Raw genomic sequence first — 18,621 nt, forward strand, 5'->3', positions numbered from 1 at the left:
CGAAAGCAACACTGACCGGGCAACCGCGGCCTCAAGAGAAGGAACACACCCCCGATGGCGAACGTCGCACCCGAGTCTCCCGAACCCTCCGAGCGTCTTCTGTCCGCCGGCCATCTGCTCGTCGCGCAGCTGGAGCGCGAAGGCGTACGGCGGGTGTACGGCGTTCCCGGCGAGTCCTTCCTCGACGTCCTCGACGGCCTGCACGACTCGCCGATCTCGACCGTCGTGACCCGGCACGAGGGCGGCGCGGGCTTCATGGCACTGGCCGAGGGCAGACTGACGGGCCTGCCCGGGGTAGCGATGGTCACCCGGGGTCCGGGCGCCGCGAACGCCTTCATCGCCGTCCACACCGCGTACCAGGACGCGACCCCGATGCTCCTCTTCGTCGGCCTGGTCCCGGTACCCGACCGGGGCCGCGAGTCCTTCCAGGAGTTCGACCTCACGGGGTGGTTCGGCAGCACGGCGAAGAAGGTCGTCATGCTGGATGACCCCACCTCGGCCGCCCGGGTCGTCGCGGAGAGCGTCCACGTGGCGCGGAGCGGTCGGCCGGGTCCCGTGGTGATCGGCCTTCCCGAGGACGTCCTCACCCTGCCCGCGGGCACCGCCCGCTCGGTCGAGCCGCTCGCGGTGCCCCGGCCCCGCGCCGCCGAGGCCGAACTCAAGGAACTGGTACGGCGGTTGGAGCACGCGCGCCGCCCGCTGATCGTCGTAGGAGGCGAGGGCTGGACCGCCGAGAGCGGCCAGGAACTCATGCGCTGGGCGACCCGCCACTCGATCCCCGTCCTCGCCGACTTCCGCGCCTACGACGCCGTCCCCCACGACCTCCAGGGCACCGGCGCCTACGCCGGATCACTCGGCTACGGCCGCGGCGACCACGCCGCCCGCCTGCTCGACGAGGCCGACCTCACCGTCTTCCTCGGCGCCCCGCGCGGCGACGTGCTCAGCGACGGATACACCCGTGGCCTGGATTCGGAGACGGTGCTCGTCCTCCCCGGCGACGCACAGGGCCACAGCGGCCGCATCGACCAGTTCGTCTCGGCCCACGCACCGTCCTTCGTCCTCGACCTGGTCACCACGCCCGCGTCACCGGACGCCGACATCGCATGGTTCAAGGCGGCCGGGGAGGCCCAAGCACACTTCTCCACTCCCTCACCCGAGCCGACGAACTCGGACGACGACACTTACGTCGACCTCACAGCGGTCATGAGTGTGCTGCGCGAGGAACTCACCCCCGACACCGTCATCACCTACGGCGCCGGGAACCACGCCCTCTGGCCGGCCCGCCACCTTCCGCACCGCACCCCGGCCTCGCTCGTCGCCCCCCGCAACGGCGCGATGGGCATGGGCATACCGGCCGCCGTGGCCGCCTCGCTGGTCTTCCCGGGACGGGAGGTCGTGTCGGTCGCGGGCGACGGCTGCTTCCTGATGAACGGCCAGGAACTGGCCACCGCCGTGGGCCACGGCGCCGTCTTCGTCGCCCTGGTCGTCGACAACGGCTGCTACGCCACGATCCGCGAACACCAGGAGGGCGCCTACCCCGGCCGCCCCTCGGGCACCCGGCTCACCAACCCGGACTTCGCCGCCTGGGCCCGCTCGTACGGCGCGTACGGCGAGACCGTGACCTCGCACCACGACTTCCGCGAGGCGTTCCGCCGCGCCCGCGCGAGCGGACTCCCGGCCGTACTGCACCTGATCCAGGACCCCGCGGTCCGCGCCCCGGCGACCGCCGTCTGAGCCCCCGACTCCCGCTTCCCGCAACCCCCGACAGGACGTGAACATGAGCACCCCCGACGCCACCCTCTTGAAGGACTTCGCGACCCTCTCCGCCTTCGGTGCCACCCCCGCCGGCGGAGTCGACCGCCAGGCCGCCACCGCAGCGGACGGGGAACAGCGCGCATGGCTCCACCAGTGGCTGACCGCCCGCGGCGCCGAGGTCCGCTACGACGGCGTCGGCAACCAGTTCGGCCTCTTCACCGTCACACCCGGCGCCCCGTACGTCCTCACCGGCTCCCACCTCGACAGTCAGCCCCTGGGCGGCCGTTACGACGGGGCGTACGGCGTCCTGGCCTCGGCGCACGCCGCGCACCGGGCCGTGCGGCAGTACGGCGGCGACTCGGACGCGGCACCGAAGTACAACGTGGCGGTGGTCAACTGGTTCAACGAGGAAGGCTCCCGCTTCAAGCCGAGCATGATGGGCAGCGCGGTGTTCACCGGGAAGCTGCCCGCCGACACCGCCCTCGCGACGACCGACCCCACGGGCACCACCGTCGAGACCGCCCTCCGCGAGATCGGCACGATCGGCGACTACCCCGGGCCGGACGTGGCCGCGTACGCCGAGATCCACATCGAGCAGGGTCGCGATCTGGAGAACAAGGGGCTCACCATCGGCCTGGTGGACGCCACTTGGGCCGCCCGCAAGTACCAGGTCGTGGTGCGCGGTGAGCAGTCGCACACCGGGTCGACCGTGATGGCGGACCGGCGCGACGCCCTGTTCGGCGCCTCCCTCCTCGTCGTCGCGGTACGCGAACTCGCCGAGCAGAGCACGGACTTGCCCCTGCACACCTCGGTCAGCGAGATGACCGTCGAGCCCAACTCCCCTGTCGTGGTGGCCCGCGAGGTACGCATGCACGTCGACCTGCGCTCACCCGACGAAGCCCTCCTCGACGCGGCGGCCAAGAAGCTGGCCGAGTCGATCCCCGGCATCGAGGAACGCGCCTCGGTCTCCATCGAGCAGATACAGACGCACGGTTGGGGCGTGGCCCCCTTCCCGGCAGCCGGCGTCGAACTCGCCGCCCGTGTCGCCGACGAACTGGGCCTCAGCCACCAGACCATGATGACCATCGCCGGCCACGACTCGGTCAACATGAAGGACGTCGCACCCTCGATCATGCTGTTCGTGCCCAGCATCGAGGGAATCTCCCACAACGAGGGCGAGTCGACCCACGACCACGACATCAGCGCGGGCACCGACCTGCTGACCGAGGTGGTCTACCGGCTCATGTCGGGTGCGCTGGATGCTGATCGCCCCTAGCCCCTCGTGTGACGCCGTCAGCCGCATTCGTCGCGATCTCCAGCAGGTTCCGCCACCCGGCTTCCACGCGTCCCCGCGGCATTCCGCGCCGATGGACGAGGTGGTCGAGGAGAGCCGGGTCGAGGTAGGCCAGCAGTGATTCGGTGAGCAGTTCCAAGTCGCCCTCCGTGCCGGTCTCCCGCAGCAGGCCGGCGATGTGGGCGCGGCGGACGCCGACGGACGGGGCGGAGAACCGTCGGTCGGGCGGCGGGGTGGCGGCGAGGACGAGGTCCCGGTGCGTCAGCAGGTATCCGATGGTGGCCACGCCGAAGGCCTCCAGCCGATCGAGGGCGGGGGCGCCCGGTCCGAGCGGCGGCGGGCCGGTGAGGAAGGAAGCCTGGTAGGCCTGTTCGGCGTGGTCGAGCAGGGCCAGCAGGAGCCCGGACCGTTCGCCGAAGTGCCGGAAGACGGTGCCCTTGCCCACCGACGCGGCACGCGCGACCGCGTCCATGGTGACGTGCTCGACCCCGTTCTCGGCCACCAGCCGCGCCGCGGCCTGCAGCAGACGTGCACGGTTGCGTACGGCGTCGGCGCGCATCGGCCGGACGGTGGTTCGTGCCGACTGTCCGTCTGGCAACGTCCCATCCAGCGAAGGGACTTGAGTCGACGTGGACGCGTCGTGATGGAACGGCGTGGCCGACGTCATGGCCCTTCCTCGGCGTAGTGGTTCGGTGCGGAGACGGTCACCCGGCACCCGGGATCCCGGCCTGCCGTGATGTGCGTCAGGCGGGTCGCAGCGCCTCCAGCTGCTGTGCGAACGGGACGACGGAGGTGTCGTCGGCCGCTGTCCGGGCGGCGGAACCCGCACGCCTCCGCATCAGCCCCGCCAACTCGCCGCCCGCGCGCACGATCCGGTTGGGGAGTGTGTCGGTGAGGGGATCGCCGTTCCTGCCCCAGTCCTCGGAGGCCGCGTACACCGCGGTCGGTACGACGACCGCGCGCAGATAGGCGAAGAGCGGACGCAGCGCGTGCTCCAGGGCCAGCGAGTGACGGGCCGTTCCGCCGGTCGCGGCGGCCAGTACGGCCTTGCCGGTGAGGGCGTCGTTGTCGATGACGTCGAAGAACGACTTGAACAGCCCGCTGTACGACGCCGAGAAGATCGGGGTGACGGCGATCAGACCGTCCGCCGAGGTGACCGTCTCGATGGCTTCGGCGAGGGCGGGGGAGGGGAAGCCGGTGATCAGGTTGTTGGCGATGTCGGCGGCCAGGTCGCGCAGTTCGACGACGTGGATCTCGATTTCCCGGTCCGCGTCAGCCAGTTGGGCGCGCACCGACTCGGTCAACCGGTCGGCCAACAGGCGCGTGGACGAGGGGACGCTCAGGCCGGCCGAGACGACCGCGAGGTGCAGCGGCTCGGGGGTGTCGGTGCTCACTTGGCCGCCTCCTCGGACCGCGTGGTGCGCCCGGCGAGCAGCGAGGCGTGGGTGGGTGCTTCCGGAACATCCGCGGGGCGCCCCGCCTCGAACTCCTTGCGCAGCGTGGGGAGTACCTCCGCGCCGAGCAGGTCGAGCTGTTCGAGGACGGTCTTCAGCGGCAGTCCGGCCATGTCGATGTTGAACATCTGGCGCTGGTAGTGGCCGAAGTGGTCACGGAAGGACAGCGTCTTGTCGATGACCTCCTGCGGGCTGCCGACAGTAAGCGAGGTCTGCGCCATGTATTGCTCCATCGACGGACCGCCGCCGTAGACGGGGGAGTTGTCGAAGTAGGGGCGGTACTCGCGCACCGCGTCCTGCGAGTTGGGGCGCACGAAGACATGGCCGCCGGCTCCGACGATGGCCTGCTCCTGGGTGCCGTGGCCGTAGTGGGCGTAGCGCTCCCGGTAGAGGTTGATCAGCTTCGTGAAGTGGTTCATGGGCCCGAAGAGGTTGTTCACGAAGAAGCCGTCGCCGTAGTAGGCGGCTTGTTCGGCGATCTCGGGGCTGCGCACGGAGCCGTGCCAGACGAAGGGCGGAACTCCGTCCAGGGGGCGGGGAGTTGAGGTGAATCCCTGGAGCGTGGTGCGGAACTTGCCCTCCCAGTCGACGACTTCCTCGCGCCACAGCTGGTTGAGGAGTGCGTAGTTCTCGACGGCGAGCGGGATGCCCTGGCGGATGTCCTTGCCGAACCAGGGGTAGACCGGGCCGGTGTTGCCGCGGCCCATCATCAGGTCCACGCGGCCGTCGGAGAGGTGCTGGAGCACCGCGTAGTCCTCGGCGATCTTCACCGGGTCGTTGGTGGTGATCAGCGTGGTCGACGTCGACAGGATGATCCGGTCGGTACGGGCGGCGATGTTGCTGAGCAGGGTGGTCGGTGAGGAGGCGACGAAGGGCGGGTTGTGGTGCTCGCCGGTCGCGAAGACGTCGAAGCCGACCTCCTCGGCCTTGACCGCGGTTGCGACCATCGCCTTGAGCCGCTCGTGCTCGCTGCGGGTCCGGCCCGCGACGGGGTCGGCGGTGACGTCACCGATGCTGAAAATTCCGAACTGCATGGAGCCCTCCGGGCAGGTTTCCCAATTTGCTTGGTCGGCCAATCAATGGGTTCAGCGTACGTCACGGCGGATCTATTCCTCATCCTTGGCCGACCAGCTGCCCGTCTCCTCGTGTGCTACCTCTCGTCCGGCCGGATCTGCATCACGACCGCCTTGGGCTCGGTGAAGAACTCGCGGCTGAAGTTCCCGCCCTCGCGTCCGATGCCGGAGTCGCCGACCCCGCCGAACGGCGCGCGCAGGTCGCGGATGAAGAAGCAGTTGACCCAGACGGTTCCGGCGCGCACGGCCGCCGAGACACGGTGGGCCTGGTGCAGGTTCTCGGTGAAGAGCATCGCGTTCAGGCCGTAGCGGCTGTCGTTGGCCAGCGTGATGACCTCCTCCTCGGTGTCGAAGGGGATGACCACGACCAACGGTCCGAAGATCTCCTCGCGCGCGTGCCGCGACTCCTGGCCGAGGCCCGTGACGACCGTCGGCCGGACCGTCCAGCCCTCGCCCGGTCCGCCGGTGACGATGGTGCCGCCCTCGGCCTCCACACTGTCGACGTATCCGCGCACCTTCTGGTGGTGCTCCTGCGAGGCCAGCGGCCCGATCTCGGTCGACGTCTGCTTCGGGTCGCCGATGTGCAGCGCGTCGGCCGCCGCCGTGAACCGGCGCAGGAAGGTGTCGTAGACCGGCCGCTGTACGTAGATCCGGGAGCCGGCGAGGCAGACCTGCCCGGTGTTGGTGAAGATGGCCTTGATGGACCACTCGACGGCGGTGTCCATGTCCGCGTCGGCGAAGACCACGTTCGCGCCCTTGCCGCCCAGCTCCAGGCTCACCGGGGTGAGGTTGCGGGCGCCGGCGGCGGCGATGATCCGGCCGGTGCCGGACTCGCCGGTGAAGGTGATGCGGTCCACGGCGGGGTTTTCGGTGAGGGCCTGGCCTGCGGAGTCGGGGCCGTAGCCGTGGACGACGTTGAGGACGCCGGGCGGCATTCCCGCCTCCAGGGCCAGCCGGGCGAGGATCGTCGCGGAGGCCGGGGTGTCCTCGGCGGGCTTGAGGATCACCGTGTTGCCCCAGGCCAGGGCGGGGGCGATCTTCCAAGTCTCCAGCATCAGGGGGAAGTTCCACGGTGCGATGGCCGTCACGACCCCGGCGGGTTCGAAGCGCGTGTAGGCGTGGTGGCCGGAGTCCATCGGCAGGGTGTCCGCCGTGGAGAGGCGGGCGTGGTCGGCGAAGAAGCGGAAGTTCGATGCCGCGCGCGGTACGTCGTTGCCGCGTGACTGGGTGATCGGCTTGCCCATGTCGCGGGTGTCGGCCATGCCCAGTTCGTCGGCGTTCCGCTCGATCAGGTCCGCCAACCGGTGCAGGATGCGCCCGCGTTCGCTGTGTCCCATCCGGGGCCAGGGGCCCGAGTCGAACGCCTTGCGGGCCGCGTCCACCGCGCGGTCGGCGTCGGTGCTGTCGCCGAGCGCCACCTCCGCCCACGGCTCGCGGGTGTAGGGGTCCGTCGAGGTCATCGTCGAGCCGGAGTCCGACTCGATCTCCTTGCCGTCGATGACGTGGCCGAAGGATTCCACGGTTCAACTCCCCTTGTTCTGGGTCTGGTTCGCCGTCGTGGCTCGCTCGGCGAGGGTCTGGCCGCCTGCGGACCAGTGGGCGGGCGGCACCTCGCGCACCACCACCCGGATCGAGGCCTCCGGCACGTCGAGCGCTTTGTGGACGGCCTGGTGGACGTCCGCCAGCAGGGTCCTGATCTGTTCCGGAGCGCGGCCCTCGGCCAGCGTGATCTCCACCAGCGGCATGTCACTCACATCCGATCAGCAGCGAGCCCAGGTTGGTGAAATGGGCTCCGACCGAGCCGCCGGGCCGGGTGAACACCGCGTCCGTCATGCCTCCGGTGAGCACCAACCACCCTGCCTCCAGGGCCAGTCCACGCTCGGCCAGCGCGTTCGCCGCGAGAGCGAGCGCCTCGGCGGGATGTCCTTGTACGGCCGCGCCGGTCGCGGAGTCGACCACCTCGCCGTCGACCTCCAACAGGCAGGCCTCCAGGGCCAGATCCAGCTCGTCGGGCTTGCGCGCCACCGAGCCGATCACGAACCGGGCGGACGAGGCGTTGTCAGCCACCACGTCGGGCAGCTTGAAGCGGAAGTCGGTGTACCGGCTGTCGATCACTTCGAGACCGGCGTACACGTGCGACACGGCCTCCATCGCACGGGCCGCCGTCACGGCCGGGCCGCTCAGCCGCTCGCCGAGGACGAACACGATCTCCGGTTCGACGCGGGGATGGATCAACTCGCCGGTGGCCAGCGGCACTCCGGCCGGGAGGACCATGCCGTCCGTGAGCCATCCCGTCAGCGGTGAGTCGATGCCCATGCGTTGTTGCTTCGCGCGCGAGGTCAGGCCCAGCTTCACGCCGACGATGTGCTCACCGGCGTCGAGCTTGCGGCGCAGGATCTCGTCCTGCACCTGGTACGCCGTGTCCAGGTCCAGTCCGGGCCACTCGTCGGTGATAGGGCCGCGGTCCGTCCGGTCGGCCTCGGCGTTCGCGAGCACCGTCGCGGCCCGCTCCACGGACCAGTCGCCCTGCTGCTCGCTCATGTCGCTGTTCTCCTTCGTGGGCCGAGTCACGTCGTCGTTCCCTTCTCGGAGACCGCCGTGGCCAGCTTCGCGAACCGCGCGGTCACCGAGCCCAGCCCGGCGAACGTCGCCGTCACCACGTCACCCGCGGTCACCGGCACGGCTGCGGTGACCGACCCGGGGAGCACCAGCTGACTCGGCTGGAGTGTCACGCCGCGCGCGCCGAGGGTGTTGGCCAGCCACACCAGGGCGTTCAAGGGGGAGCCCAACACCACGCCCAAGGCGCCGGTGCCGACGATCTCGCCGTTGCGGTACAGGACGGCGCCCGCGCGGCGTACGTCTACCCGGGACAGCGGCAGCGCGGTGCTGCCGAGGACGACCCCGCCGGAGGACGCGTTGTCCGCGACCGTGTCGACGAGGGTGATCCTCCAGTCCCGTACGCGTGAGTCGATGATCTCCAACGCCGGCAGCACGAAGTCGACGGCCGCCGCGGCCTCGGCCACCGTGACCCCGGGGCCGCTCAGTGGCTTCCCCAGCACGAACGCGATCTCGGGCTCCACTCGCGGCGCCAGGAACGCCGACGGGTCGATCGGCCGGGACTCCAGGTGGAACATCGTGTCCATGAGATGGCCGAAGTCCGGCTGATCTACGCCGAGTTGGCGCTGCATGGCCGGTGCGGTCAGACCCACCTTGTGGCCCTTGACCACGGCCCCGTCGCGTACCCACTGCTCGACCTGGGCCGTCTGGATCGCGTAGGCGTCGTCCACGTCCAGGCCCGGAAAACACTCGGTCAGGGGGTCGATCGGCTCGCCGGTGCGGTGGGCGCTGAGCAGGGCCCGCGCCGCCTCCGACCGTGTTTCCGTGTCCATCAGTCACCTCGTTGCTAGCTGCGGCCACTGGGCGCGCCGCGCTGTCGGCGGCTCCGCCTCTCTCAAAGTGTGTACACTTCAGGATCGCCTCGTCAAGGCGTTGACATCACCGTAAAGTGTATGCACTCTGGCTCTCAGGTGGTCGAGCGAAGCCGGGGCGGGCCCGGCCCGCTGCCGGACCCGCCGCACACTCCCCGTCGACCGGCCGCACAGGCCGCGCGGGGCTGTCCCACCGCGATGTGCCGCACATGGACGTGCCGCACCTGGAGGAGCCGAAATGACGAGTGTCCCGGAGCTGCGGAAGAGCGACACGGTCTTCGCCTCACTGTTCACACCCCTGCGGCTGGGCCACCGGACCGCACGCAACCGCATCGTCCACGCGCCGATGTCCGTCTGTTACGGCGACGCCGACGGCTTCGTCACCCGCCCCCAGGTCGAGCACTACGCCCGCCGCGCGCAGGGCGGTGCCGGCACGGTGATCACCGAGAACTTCGCCGTCAACGTCTCCGGCCGGCAGATGCCGCTCCAGAACATGGTGGACGGCGACCAACGCCTGCCCGGACTAAGCGAGTTGGCCGCCGAGATCCACCGCCATGGCGCACTCGCGATGGTCCAGCTCGTACACGCCGGCCGCTACGCCGGCCCCTGGGACGTCTACGAGAGCCGACGCCGACTGGCGCCGTCGGCAGTGCCCTTCGAGCTCACGGCCGGCCGCACGGTCACCCCGCAGGTGATCACCCCCGAGGAGATCGCGGAGACGATCGAGGCCTTCGGCCGCGCCGCCGAACTGTGCGAACAGGCGGGCTTCGACGGCGTCGACGTACACGCCGCGCAGGGCTTCCTCGTCTCCGGCTTCCTCTCGCCGCGCACCAACCGGCGCACTGACCAATGGGGCGGCGACTTCGACGGCCGCGTGCGCTTCGCACTGGAGGTCGTGCGTGAAGTAGTGCGCCGTACCGGACCCGACTTCGTCGTCGGCGTCCACCTGATGAGCGACGAACGGGCCGACGGCGGCTGGACGTTGGACGACTCGGTCCGCCTCGCCCCGCAACTGGAAGCCGCGGGCGCGGACTTCCTGTTCGGCGTCCCCACCACCTTCGAGACCATGCGACTGCCCGCCAACGACGGGCTGATGGGCCGCAGAGGCTACGCGGTCGCCGACAACACGGCGCTCGCGCACGCCTCCCGCCTCCCGGTCATGGCGGGCGGCGGACTCGGTGACCCGCACGCCGCCGTCCAGGCGCTGGAGCAGGGCAGTCTCTCGGCGATCGCCCTGGCGCGACCGCTGTTCACCGACCCGGACTGGCCGCACAAGGTGTCCGAGGGCGCGCTCGGCGCCGTACACAACTGCTCGTGCGCGACCGCGCGTTGCCTGCGCACCCAGCTCACCGGAGCGGTGTGCGAGAGCTGGTCCGCCGAGACGATCGAGCGCGGCTACTTCGGCTACGGCAACGACAGTTATGACGGCTACGAGGAGAGGGCCCACTCGTGATCACGCTCACCGACATCGCGTACGTACGTTCCGGCGCCGCCGATCTGGAGAAGGCGACGCGCTTCTCGACCGAGATCGTGGGCCTGCAACAGGTCGACACCGGCGAACCCGGCGTCGCACACCTGCGGGCCGACCACCGGCACCACAGCCTGGCCCTCGTCGAGGGACCCTCGGGCGTCATCGCCTCCGCCTTCACAGTGGCCGACGACGATCAACTCGCGCACGCCGAGACCGAGTTGGAGCAGCGCGGGATCCGGGTCACGCGCGGTGACGCCGACGCGGCCCGCTCGCGCCACGTCACCCGGTTCATCGGCTTCGACGACCCCTTCGGCAACCGGGTCGAGCTGGTGACGGGCCAGGAGACCATGGCCGAGCCGGTTCGGCTGGCCCGTCCCTCCTCCGGGATCAGCGAGTTCGGGCACATGTGCTTTGACGCACCGGACGTCCGCGAGGCCCACCGCTTCTGGTCCACGACCTTCAACGCCCGTGTCTCCGACTGGATCGGCGACAACGCGTGCCTCATGCGCATCGACAAGGTCCACCACAAGCTCGCGGTGTTCCGCGGCGACGGCCCCGGGCTGTGCCACGTCAACTTCCAGACGGCCACGCTCGACGACATCTTCCGCAACTGGAACTTCCTGCGTGACAACGGGATCGACATCGTGATGGGTCCCGGCAAACACCCCACCTCCGGCTCGGTGTTCCTCTACTTCCGCGGCCCCGAGGGCATCACGTACGAGTACGCCACCGGCGGCCTCCCGGTCGACGACGCCACCTGGGTCGTCCGCACCTTCGACTCCGCCCGGCCCGCCTCCCTCGACATGTGGCAGGGCCCGGTGTCGCGTCCCTCGACGCAGCCGCAGCTGCCTTCGTAGGCGGCCGTCGAGCCCCCGCGAAACCCTCAATCTGCATACACTTTTCAGGCAAGGAGTCACCATGTCCGACCGGATCAACGAGCGGCGCCATGAGGGTCGTACGGCTGTCATCACCGGAGCGGCCGCCGGAATCGGCCGCGCGTATGCCCTTCGCCTGGCCGCCGAGGGTGCGGCCGTGGCGGTGCTGGACCGGGCTGACGGGACGGCGGTCGTCAAGGAGATCGCCGACGCGGGTGGCCGGGCCATCGCCGTGCAGGCCGATCTGACCGACCCCGCGAGCGTGGTCGCGGCTCAGGGAGAGATCGCGGAGCAGTTCGGGCCGGTCGACGTCCTCGTCAACAACGCGGGCATCTATCCCAATCAGCCCTTCGACACCATGACGTTCGAGGACTGGCGCGCGGTGTTCACGCTCAACGTCGACGCGCTGTTCCACACGGCGAAGGCGTTCACGCCGGGGATGCGGGAGCGAGGGTGGGGCCGGATCGTCAACATGACCTCGAACTCCATCGGCCTGGTCATCCCCGGCTTCGCGCACTACGTGGCCAGCAAGATGGGCGTGATCGGCTTCACCCGAGGGCTCGCCACCGATCTGGCCGACGCGGGCATCACCGTCAACGCCATCGCCCCCAGCCTGGTGCGGACCGCCACGGCGGAGGCAGGGCCCGCCGAATTCTTCGACGCGGTACCGCAGTTGCAGGCCATCCACCGGGTGCAGGTCCCCGAAGATCTCACGGGCATGCTGTCGTTCCTCGTCTCCGACGACGCGGCGTTCGTCACCGGCCAGACGCTGTACGTCGACGGCGGGCTCGTACGGTCATGACGACGGTGGAGGAGACGGCTTCCTCGACCACTACCGAGTTGGTCGAGGCGGCTCGGGTACTGGCTCGCCTCGGCCTGGTCACGGCGTTCGGGCATGTGTCGGTGCGCCGCGGCGACTCCGTGCTCATCACCCCGCCGAAGGAACTCGACCTGGTCGAACCGGGCGAGCTGCTCGAAATCCGCCTGGCCGCACAGGAGTTGCCTGTTGGAGCGCCGCCCGAGGCCTGGGGGCATCTGGCGGTCTACCGGGCTCGGCCCGACGTCATGGCGATCGCGCGGGCCCAGCCCGAGGACATACTGGCCGCCGGTGCCGTCACCGACCGGATCACCCCGCTGCACGGACAGGCCGCCTGGCTCGGCGCCTCGATCCCGGTGCACGACGACGCCCGACTGCTGCGCACCGCCGAACTCGCAAAGCGCGCGGCCCACACACTCGGCACGTCCGACGCACTCGTGCTGCGCGGCAACGGGGCCCTCACCACCGGGGCCGGTCCCGGGCTCGCCGTGACCCGCATGTGGCTGCTCGCTGCCGCGTGCCGGGTACATCTCGCGGCGCACGGTGCCGGTCCCGTGACGACCCTGAGCCCGGAGGAGATCACGGCGTGGCGCGCGGCCGGGCCACCGCTGCTGGAGCGGTTGTGGGCACATCTGCGGCGCCGGGCCGGCGTGCTCTGAATGCCCCTGTAAGGCGTGTTCCAACGCCTGTTCCGATGCCTGTTCCAAGGGAGAAACAGCATGGAGACGAACGTAGCCGCCGGGACTCGCCTGTCCGGCAAAAGGGTCCTGATCACCGGTACCGGAGGCGGACAGGGCGCCGCAGCACAGGAGTTGTTCGCGGGGGAGGGGGCCCGGATCGTCGGCTGCGACGTGGCGCAGGGGGCGGCCGAGGCCACCGCGCGGAAGCTCGCGGAACAGGGGCACGACGTCCACGGCCACACCGTCGACCTCGCCGATCCCGACGCGGCCCGCGCCTGGGTGGAGGAGGCAGCTGCCGGCCTCGGTGGCATCGACGTGCTCTACAACAACGCGGCGGGCTTCGGCTTCGCGCCCTTCGCCGACTTCACCGTCGAACTCTGGCGGCATGTGATGCGGGTCGAGTTGGACATCGTCTTCCACACCACCCATCCCGCCTGGGCCCATCTCCGGCGCAGCGGCGGGGCGATCATCAACACGGCCTCGATATCGGGGTTGCAGGGCATCGGCGGTCTCGGTCAGGCAGCGCACTCCGCGGCCAAGGGCGGGGTGATCGCCCTGACCCGCACGCTCGCCGCGGAAGGAGCGCCGGACGGCATCCGGGCCAACGCGATCTCCCCGGGTTTCGTCGCGTCACCGGCGACCGACGCGGCGGTCGACGACAGCGGTCGGCAGTACATGCTCGACATGCATCTGATCCAGCGGGCCGGGACAGGCCCCGACATCGCCGCCCTCGCGCTGTATCTCGCCTCCGACGAATCGAGCTGGGTGACGGGCCAGAACATCTCCGCGGACGGCGGCTGGACCGCGGGTTACCGCTGAACCGCGGTTCTGTTGGCTGACCAATACACTGGGAGCGAGCCGAGTCCCTCGCCGGGCCGCCGTCGCGAGGGACGTGACCCGTCCGCCAGGAGGATCGACAGCCATGCCGCGGAAATCCGATTCCGTACGTCCGGGACAGGAGGGAGAAGAAGGCGCGGTACCCACCGTCGCCGAGGCCCCGATGAGCGAGGCCCTCTTCCGCGCGGCCCGTGTGCACCGGCTCGTGGCCGGGAGCCTGCTGCGCGACACAGGCCTGTACACGGGCCAGGAACTGCTGATGATGCAGTTGTGGGAGCGCGGCGAGCAGCGTCAGGCGGATCTGATCAAGACACTCGGCCTGGATCCGTCGACGGTCACCAAGATGCTCCAGCGCCTGGAACAGTCCGGCTTCGTCACCCGCAAGCCGTCCCCCGACGACCGCCGGGCCGTCGTCGTGAGCGCCACCCGCGCGGGCCAGGCCCTGCGTAGCCAGGTCAAGAAGGCGTGGTCCGACCTCGAAAAGGTCACCGCAGCCGGCTTCACGGAAGCGGAGTACGACCAGGCCATGCGAGTGCTGGCCCGGATCGAGGCGAACCTCACGACGGCACCGTCCGCCGGGGAGGCGTCCGCGAGTGCGCCCGACGCCACGGACGGCACGTCCGCTTCGTGACGCAGGGTCGCTGCGCCTGAGGCCCGCTCGCCCGGCGGACGATCCTGGTCGGCCGTGCTGGGCACACCCGGACCTGGCGGCCGCAGCAACGCCAGCCCGGTACTAAGGCGCACTCCCAAATCATTTACTTGGGCGACCAATGTATAGTCGAAGGTACTTTATTGGTCGACCAATGGGCCGCCTTGCCCATCCCGGTCGACGCACCAACCGACAAGGGAGTCACCATGTCCGACCGGATCAACGAGCGGCGTCACGAGGGACGCACGGCTGTCGTCACCGGGGCGGCCGCCGGAATCGGCCGCGCCTACGCCCATCGCCTGGCCGCGGAGGGTGCGGCCGTGGCAGTGCTGGACCGGGCTGACGGGGCGGCGGTCATCAAGGAGATCGCCGACGCGGGCGGCCGGGCCATCGCCGTACAGGCCGATCTGACCGACCCTGCTAGCGTGGTCGCCGCTCAGGCCGAGATAGCGGAACACTTCGGCGGGGCCGACATCCTCGTCAACAACGCGGGCATCTACCCGAACCAGCCCTTCGACACCATCACGTTCGAGCAGTGGCGTGCGGTGTTCACGCTCAACGTCGACGCGCTGTTCCACACCGTGAAGGCGTTCACTCCGAGCATGCGTGAACGCGGTTGGGGCCGGATCGTCAACATGACCTCGAACTCCGTCGCCATGGTCATCCCCGGCTTCTCGCACTACGCGGCGAGCAAGATGGCCGCGATCGGCTTCACCCGGGGACTGGCCACCGACCTGGCCGACGCGGGCATCACCGTCAACGCGATCGCGCCGAGCATGGTGCGGACGGCGACCACGGAGGCCGGCCCGACCGACCTATTCGAGGCGGTCCCGCAGATGCAGGCCATCCGGCGCCTCCAGGTCCCCGAGGACCTGACCGGCATGCTGTCGTTCCTTGCCTCGGACGACGCGGCGTTCATCACGGGCCAGACGCTGTACGTCGACGGCGGCCTCGTCCGGTCGTAGCCGGACCGGTAGGGAGCCCCCCCCGCGGGCCCCCGCTCCGCCCCCACGACGAACCCAAGCCACATTCACCCCCACCCCACAATGTAATTGGTCGACCAATGTATAGTCGAAGGAGATTGATTGGTCGACCATATTTGGAGGACCCATGACCACCGCGTTCGACTCCCTCGACCTCGCCGGCGCCAAGACGCTGAGCAACCGCATCGTGATGTCGCCGATGACCCGCAGTCGCGCCGACGGCCCCGGCCAGTCGCCGACCGACTCGACGGCCGTCTACTACGCCCAGCGAGCCTCGGCCGGCCTGATCGTCTCCGAGGGCATCCAGCCCAGCGTGGTCGGACAGGGCTACCCGAGCACCCCCGGCCTGCACAGCGACGAGCAGGTGGCGGCCTGGCGCAAGGTGACGGACGCCGTGCACGAGAAGGGCGGCGTGATCTTCGCCCAGCTCATGCACACGGGTCGTATCGGCCACCCGAGCCTGCTGCCCGACGGGCTGATCCCCGTGGCGCCCTCCTCGGTGGCCGCGAAGACCCAGGTCTTCACCGCCGAAGGCCCGCAGGACTGCGTGGCGCCCAAGGAACTCACGCCCGCCGAGATCCAGCAGACGATCGCCGACTTCGTCTCCGCCGCCCGCAACGCGATCGCCGCGGGCTTCGACGGGGTTGAGATCCACGGCGCCAACGGCTACCTGATCCAGCAGTTCCTCTCCGACAACGTCAACCTCCGCACCGACGAGTGGGGCGGCACGATCCAGGGCCGTATCCGTTTCGGCGTCGAGGTCGCCAAGGCGGTCACCGCGGCGATCGGCGCCGAGCGCGTCGGCTTCCGCATCTCGCCCGGCAACCCGTACAACGACATCGTCGAGAGCGAACTGTCGGGCCTCTACGGCGAGTTGCTGACCGCGCTCTCCCCGCTCGGCCTGGCCTACGTCCACCTCATGGAGGGCCCGGACCGCGAACTGACGCTCCAACTGCGCAAGCAGTGGCAGGGCGCCTTCATCCTCAACCCCTTCACCCACCCGAACCCGACCGGCCACGAGTCCCTGAGCCTGGTCGAGGACGGCACCGCCGACGCGGTCGCCTTCGGTGCCCTCTTCCTCGCCAACCCCGACCTGCCGGCGCGACTCCAGCAGGCCGGCCCATTCAACACGCCCGACCCGGCGACCTTCTACGGCGGCGACGAGCGCGGCTACACGGACTACCCGACCCTCGGTCAGTAGTCCCGCACCGGGCCCGGAGCGCGATCCGGGCCCGAACTCCCGTACAGCGCAATCGCATTGAACGGAGAGGTGAACGCCATGCCCCTCGCGCTCCTGGCCCTCGCGGTCGGGGCCTTCGGGATCGGAACCACCGAATTCGTCATCATGGGACTGCTCCCCGAGGTCGCGTCCGAATTCGAAGTCTCCATCCCCACAGCCGGCTTCCTCGTGACCGGCTACGCCCTCGGCGTCATGGTCGGCGCCCCGCTCATGACCATCCTGGGCACCCATGTCCCGCGCAAGCGGATGCTGATGCTGCTCATGGGCCTCTTCGTCGTCGGCAATCTCATCTCCGCCGCGGCGCCCGTCTTCGCCGTGATGCTGATCGGCCGCGTGGTCGCCTCGATGGCCCACGGAGCCTTCTTCGGCATCGGCACGGTGGCCGCGGCCGAACTGGTCGCCCCGGACAAGCGGGCCCGCGCCATCGCCCTGATGTTCACGGGCCTGACCGTGGCCAACGTCGTCGGCGTCCCGCTCGGCACCTTCATCGGCCAGTCCGCCGGCTGGCGGATCACCTTCGCGATCGTCGCGGGGCTGGGAGTCGTAGGACTTGCCGGTGTCGCCAGGCTGGTCCCGGACCTGCCGCGCCCCGAAGGCGCGCACCTGCGCCACGAGTTGGCCGCCCTCAAGAACACCCAGGTCCTGCTCGCCATGGCGATGACCGTGCTCGGCTTCGGCGGAGTCTTCGCCGCCGTCACCTACATCGCGCCGATGATGACCGACGTCGCCGGCTACGCGGACACCTCGGTGACCTGGCTCCTCGTCCTGTTCGGCCTCGGCATGGTCGCGGGCAACCTGATCGGCGGCCGCTTCGCCGACCGCGCCCTCATGCCCCTCCTCTACGTCTCCCTCGGCGCCCTCGCCGCGGTGCTCGCGGTGTTCACCGTCACCGCGCACCACAAGGTCCTCGCCGCGATCACCCTCACGCTGGTCGGCGCGCTCGGCTTCGCCGCCGTACCGCCGCTCCAGAAGCGGGTCCTGGACCACGCCTCCGGCGCCCCGACCCTCGCGTCGGCCGTCAATGTCGGTGCCTTCAACCTGGGCAACGCGCTGGCCGCCTGGCTCGGCGGCCTCGTTATCTCCGCGGGCCTCGGCTATACGGCCCCGGCCGTGGTCGGCGCGCTGCTCGCCGCCGGGGCGCTGGTCCTGGCCGTACTGGCGGCGGCGCTGGAACGCAGGTCGCCCGCGCCCGCGGTCGGAACGGCACAGACGGAGCCGGCGCACCGCTGAGCCGGACTTCGCTCACGCATTCCCCCCACCCCCCCCACAACACCTGGATTGGAACAGTCATGGGAAAGCTCACCGGTAAGGTCGCCCTCGTTACCGGAGCCGGTCGCGGCATCGGCCGGGCCGTCGCCGAACGCCTCGCGCAGGACGGCGCGACGGTCGCGGTCAACTACCGCAGCAGCGCGGCCGACGCCGAGCAGCTGGTCGAGGAGCTGACGAAGAACGGCACCGACGCGATCGCGATCCAGGCGGACGTGTCCGACCCGGCACAGACCGGCCGACTGGTCGACCAAGTCGCCGAGAAGTACGGCCAGTTGGACATCCTGGTGAGCAACGCTGGGATCGAGCACTTCGGCCGCCTCGACGAGATCACCCCGGAGGACTTCGACCGGGTCTTCTCCGTCAACACGCGCGGACAGCTCTTCGCCGTCCAGCACGCGGCCCGGCACCTCACCGAGGGCGGCCGGATCGTGCTCACCTCGTCGGTCAGCGCCACCCGCGCCGTGTTCCACCACACCCTGTACGCGGCCAGCAAGGGCGCGGTGAACAGCATGGTGCTCAACCTGTCGCCGGAACTCGGCGCACGCGGCATCACCATCAACGCCATCGCCCCCGGCGGCACCGCCACCGACATGGCGAACACCCACGCCCTCAGCTACAAGCACCCGTTGCTCGACGCCCCGTTGGACGCCTGGGAGAAGATGCACGGCGCCCTCGGCCGCCTCGCCCGCCCGGAGGAGATCGCGTCGATCACCGCTTTCCTGGTCTCCGACGACGCCTCGTACATCACGGGCCGCACGATCGAGGCGGACGGCGGGTTCTTCTAGTCCGCCCCTGT

Annotated in this window: 19 protein-coding genes; 12 read left to right on the forward strand and 7 right to left on the reverse strand. The window is 70.1% G+C overall.

Features of this window, described 5'->3' with window-relative positions:
• Positions 1-54 precede the first annotated feature (54 nt).
• A complete protein-coding gene (locus tag OO69_RS27825; protein ID WP_051801232.1) occupies positions 55-1,734 on the forward strand; it encodes a thiamine pyrophosphate-dependent enzyme in 1,680 nt (559 codons plus the stop codon).
• 43 nt (positions 1,735-1,777) lie between these two features.
• Entirely contained in the window at positions 1,778-3,031 is a 1,254-nt protein-coding gene (locus tag OO69_RS27830; protein ID WP_033283552.1) for a M20 family metallo-hydrolase, read from the forward strand.
• Here OO69_RS27830 and OO69_RS27835 read toward each other — a convergent pair.
• From OO69_RS27835 to OO69_RS27865, 7 genes are all read right to left on the reverse strand, one after another.
• Positions 2,997-3,608: a TetR/AcrR family transcriptional regulator gene (locus OO69_RS27835; protein WP_063744467.1), complete on the reverse strand. Its 612-nt coding sequence runs from the start codon at positions 3,606-3,608 to the stop codon at positions 2,997-2,999. The two genes, OO69_RS27830 and OO69_RS27835, sit on opposite strands and share 35 nt — an antisense overlap.
• Positions 3,609-3,792: 184 nt before the next feature.
• Entirely contained in the window at positions 3,793-4,443 is a 651-nt protein-coding gene (locus OO69_RS27840; protein ID WP_033283553.1) for an FMN reductase, read from the reverse strand.
• Positions 4,440-5,537, reverse strand: coding sequence for an LLM class flavin-dependent oxidoreductase (locus tag OO69_RS27845; RefSeq protein WP_033283554.1), 1,098 nt, complete (start codon positions 5,535-5,537; stop codon positions 4,440-4,442). Before OO69_RS27845 ends, OO69_RS27840 begins: the two co-directional genes overlap by 4 nt.
• 116 nt (positions 5,538-5,653) lie before the next feature.
• Positions 5,654-7,096 (reverse strand): aldehyde dehydrogenase, encoded by a 1,443-nt coding sequence (locus OO69_RS27850; protein ID WP_033283555.1) that lies wholly within the window; start codon positions 7,094-7,096, stop codon positions 5,654-5,656.
• 3 nt (positions 7,097-7,099) lie between these two features.
• Positions 7,100-7,321: a tautomerase family protein gene (locus tag OO69_RS27855; protein ID WP_033283556.1), complete on the reverse strand. Its 222-nt coding sequence runs from the start codon at positions 7,319-7,321 to the stop codon at positions 7,100-7,102.
• 1 nt (position 7,322) lies between these two features.
• Positions 7,323-8,117 carry a 2-keto-4-pentenoate hydratase gene (locus tag OO69_RS27860; protein ID WP_033283557.1) on the reverse strand — a complete coding sequence of 265 codons (795 nt, stop codon included), beginning with the start codon at positions 8,115-8,117 and terminating at the stop codon, positions 7,323-7,325.
• Between the two features lie 26 nt (positions 8,118-8,143).
• Positions 8,144-8,965, reverse strand: a complete 822-nt coding sequence (locus tag OO69_RS27865) for a 2-keto-4-pentenoate hydratase (protein WP_033283558.1) — start codon at positions 8,963-8,965, stop codon at positions 8,144-8,146.
• A 277-nt stretch (positions 8,966-9,242) separates the two neighbouring features.
• Here OO69_RS27865 and OO69_RS27870 point away from each other — a divergent pair, with 277 nt between their 5' ends.
• The 10 genes from OO69_RS27870 to OO69_RS27915 all read left to right on the forward strand — a co-directional run bounded on the left by OO69_RS27870 (position 9,243) and on the right by OO69_RS27915 (position 18,610).
• Complete coding sequence (locus OO69_RS27870; RefSeq protein ID WP_051801233.1) at positions 9,243-10,457, forward strand: NADH:flavin oxidoreductase; 1,215 nt, start codon at positions 9,243-9,245, stop codon at positions 10,455-10,457.
• A complete protein-coding gene (locus OO69_RS27875) occupies positions 10,454-11,332 on the forward strand; it encodes a VOC family protein (RefSeq protein ID WP_033283559.1) in 879 nt (292 codons plus the stop codon). Before OO69_RS27870 ends, OO69_RS27875 begins: the two co-directional genes overlap by 4 nt.
• Before the next feature lie 61 nt (positions 11,333-11,393).
• A complete protein-coding gene (locus OO69_RS27880) occupies positions 11,394-12,152 on the forward strand; it encodes an SDR family NAD(P)-dependent oxidoreductase (RefSeq protein ID WP_033283560.1) in 759 nt (252 codons plus the stop codon).
• The gene (locus OO69_RS27885; RefSeq protein ID WP_051801234.1) at positions 12,149-12,826 is read left to right on the forward strand and encodes a class II aldolase/adducin family protein; all 678 of its coding nucleotides are present in this window, start codon (positions 12,149-12,151) and stop codon (positions 12,824-12,826) included. The genes OO69_RS27880 and OO69_RS27885 overlap by 4 nt, the downstream gene beginning before the upstream one ends.
• Before the next feature lie 60 nt (positions 12,827-12,886).
• Positions 12,887-13,666, forward strand: coding sequence for an SDR family NAD(P)-dependent oxidoreductase (locus OO69_RS27890; protein WP_033283561.1), 780 nt, complete (start codon positions 12,887-12,889; stop codon positions 13,664-13,666).
• A gap of 103 nt (positions 13,667-13,769) precedes the next feature.
• Positions 13,770-14,315, forward strand: coding sequence for a MarR family winged helix-turn-helix transcriptional regulator (locus OO69_RS27895; RefSeq protein ID WP_033283562.1), 546 nt, complete (start codon positions 13,770-13,772; stop codon positions 14,313-14,315).
• 224 nt (positions 14,316-14,539) lie between these two features.
• Positions 14,540-15,298, forward strand: a complete 759-nt coding sequence (locus tag OO69_RS27900) for an SDR family NAD(P)-dependent oxidoreductase (protein WP_033283617.1) — start codon at positions 14,540-14,542, stop codon at positions 15,296-15,298.
• A 145-nt stretch (positions 15,299-15,443) separates the two neighbouring features.
• Complete coding sequence (locus OO69_RS27905; RefSeq protein WP_033283563.1) at positions 15,444-16,517, forward strand: alkene reductase; 1,074 nt, start codon at positions 15,444-15,446, stop codon at positions 16,515-16,517.
• Between the two features lie 78 nt (positions 16,518-16,595).
• Positions 16,596-17,786, forward strand: coding sequence for an MFS transporter (locus OO69_RS27910; protein WP_033283618.1), 1,191 nt, complete (start codon positions 16,596-16,598; stop codon positions 17,784-17,786).
• Positions 17,787-17,845: 59 nt separating this feature from the next.
• Entirely contained in the window at positions 17,846-18,610 is a 765-nt protein-coding gene (locus tag OO69_RS27915) for an SDR family NAD(P)-dependent oxidoreductase (protein ID WP_033283564.1), read from the forward strand.
• Positions 18,611-18,621: the final 11 nt, after the last annotated feature.

It is taken from the genome of Streptomyces sp. NRRL F-525, assembly GCF_000716605.1.
Lineage (GTDB): Bacteria > Actinomycetota > Actinomycetes > Streptomycetales > Streptomycetaceae > Streptomyces.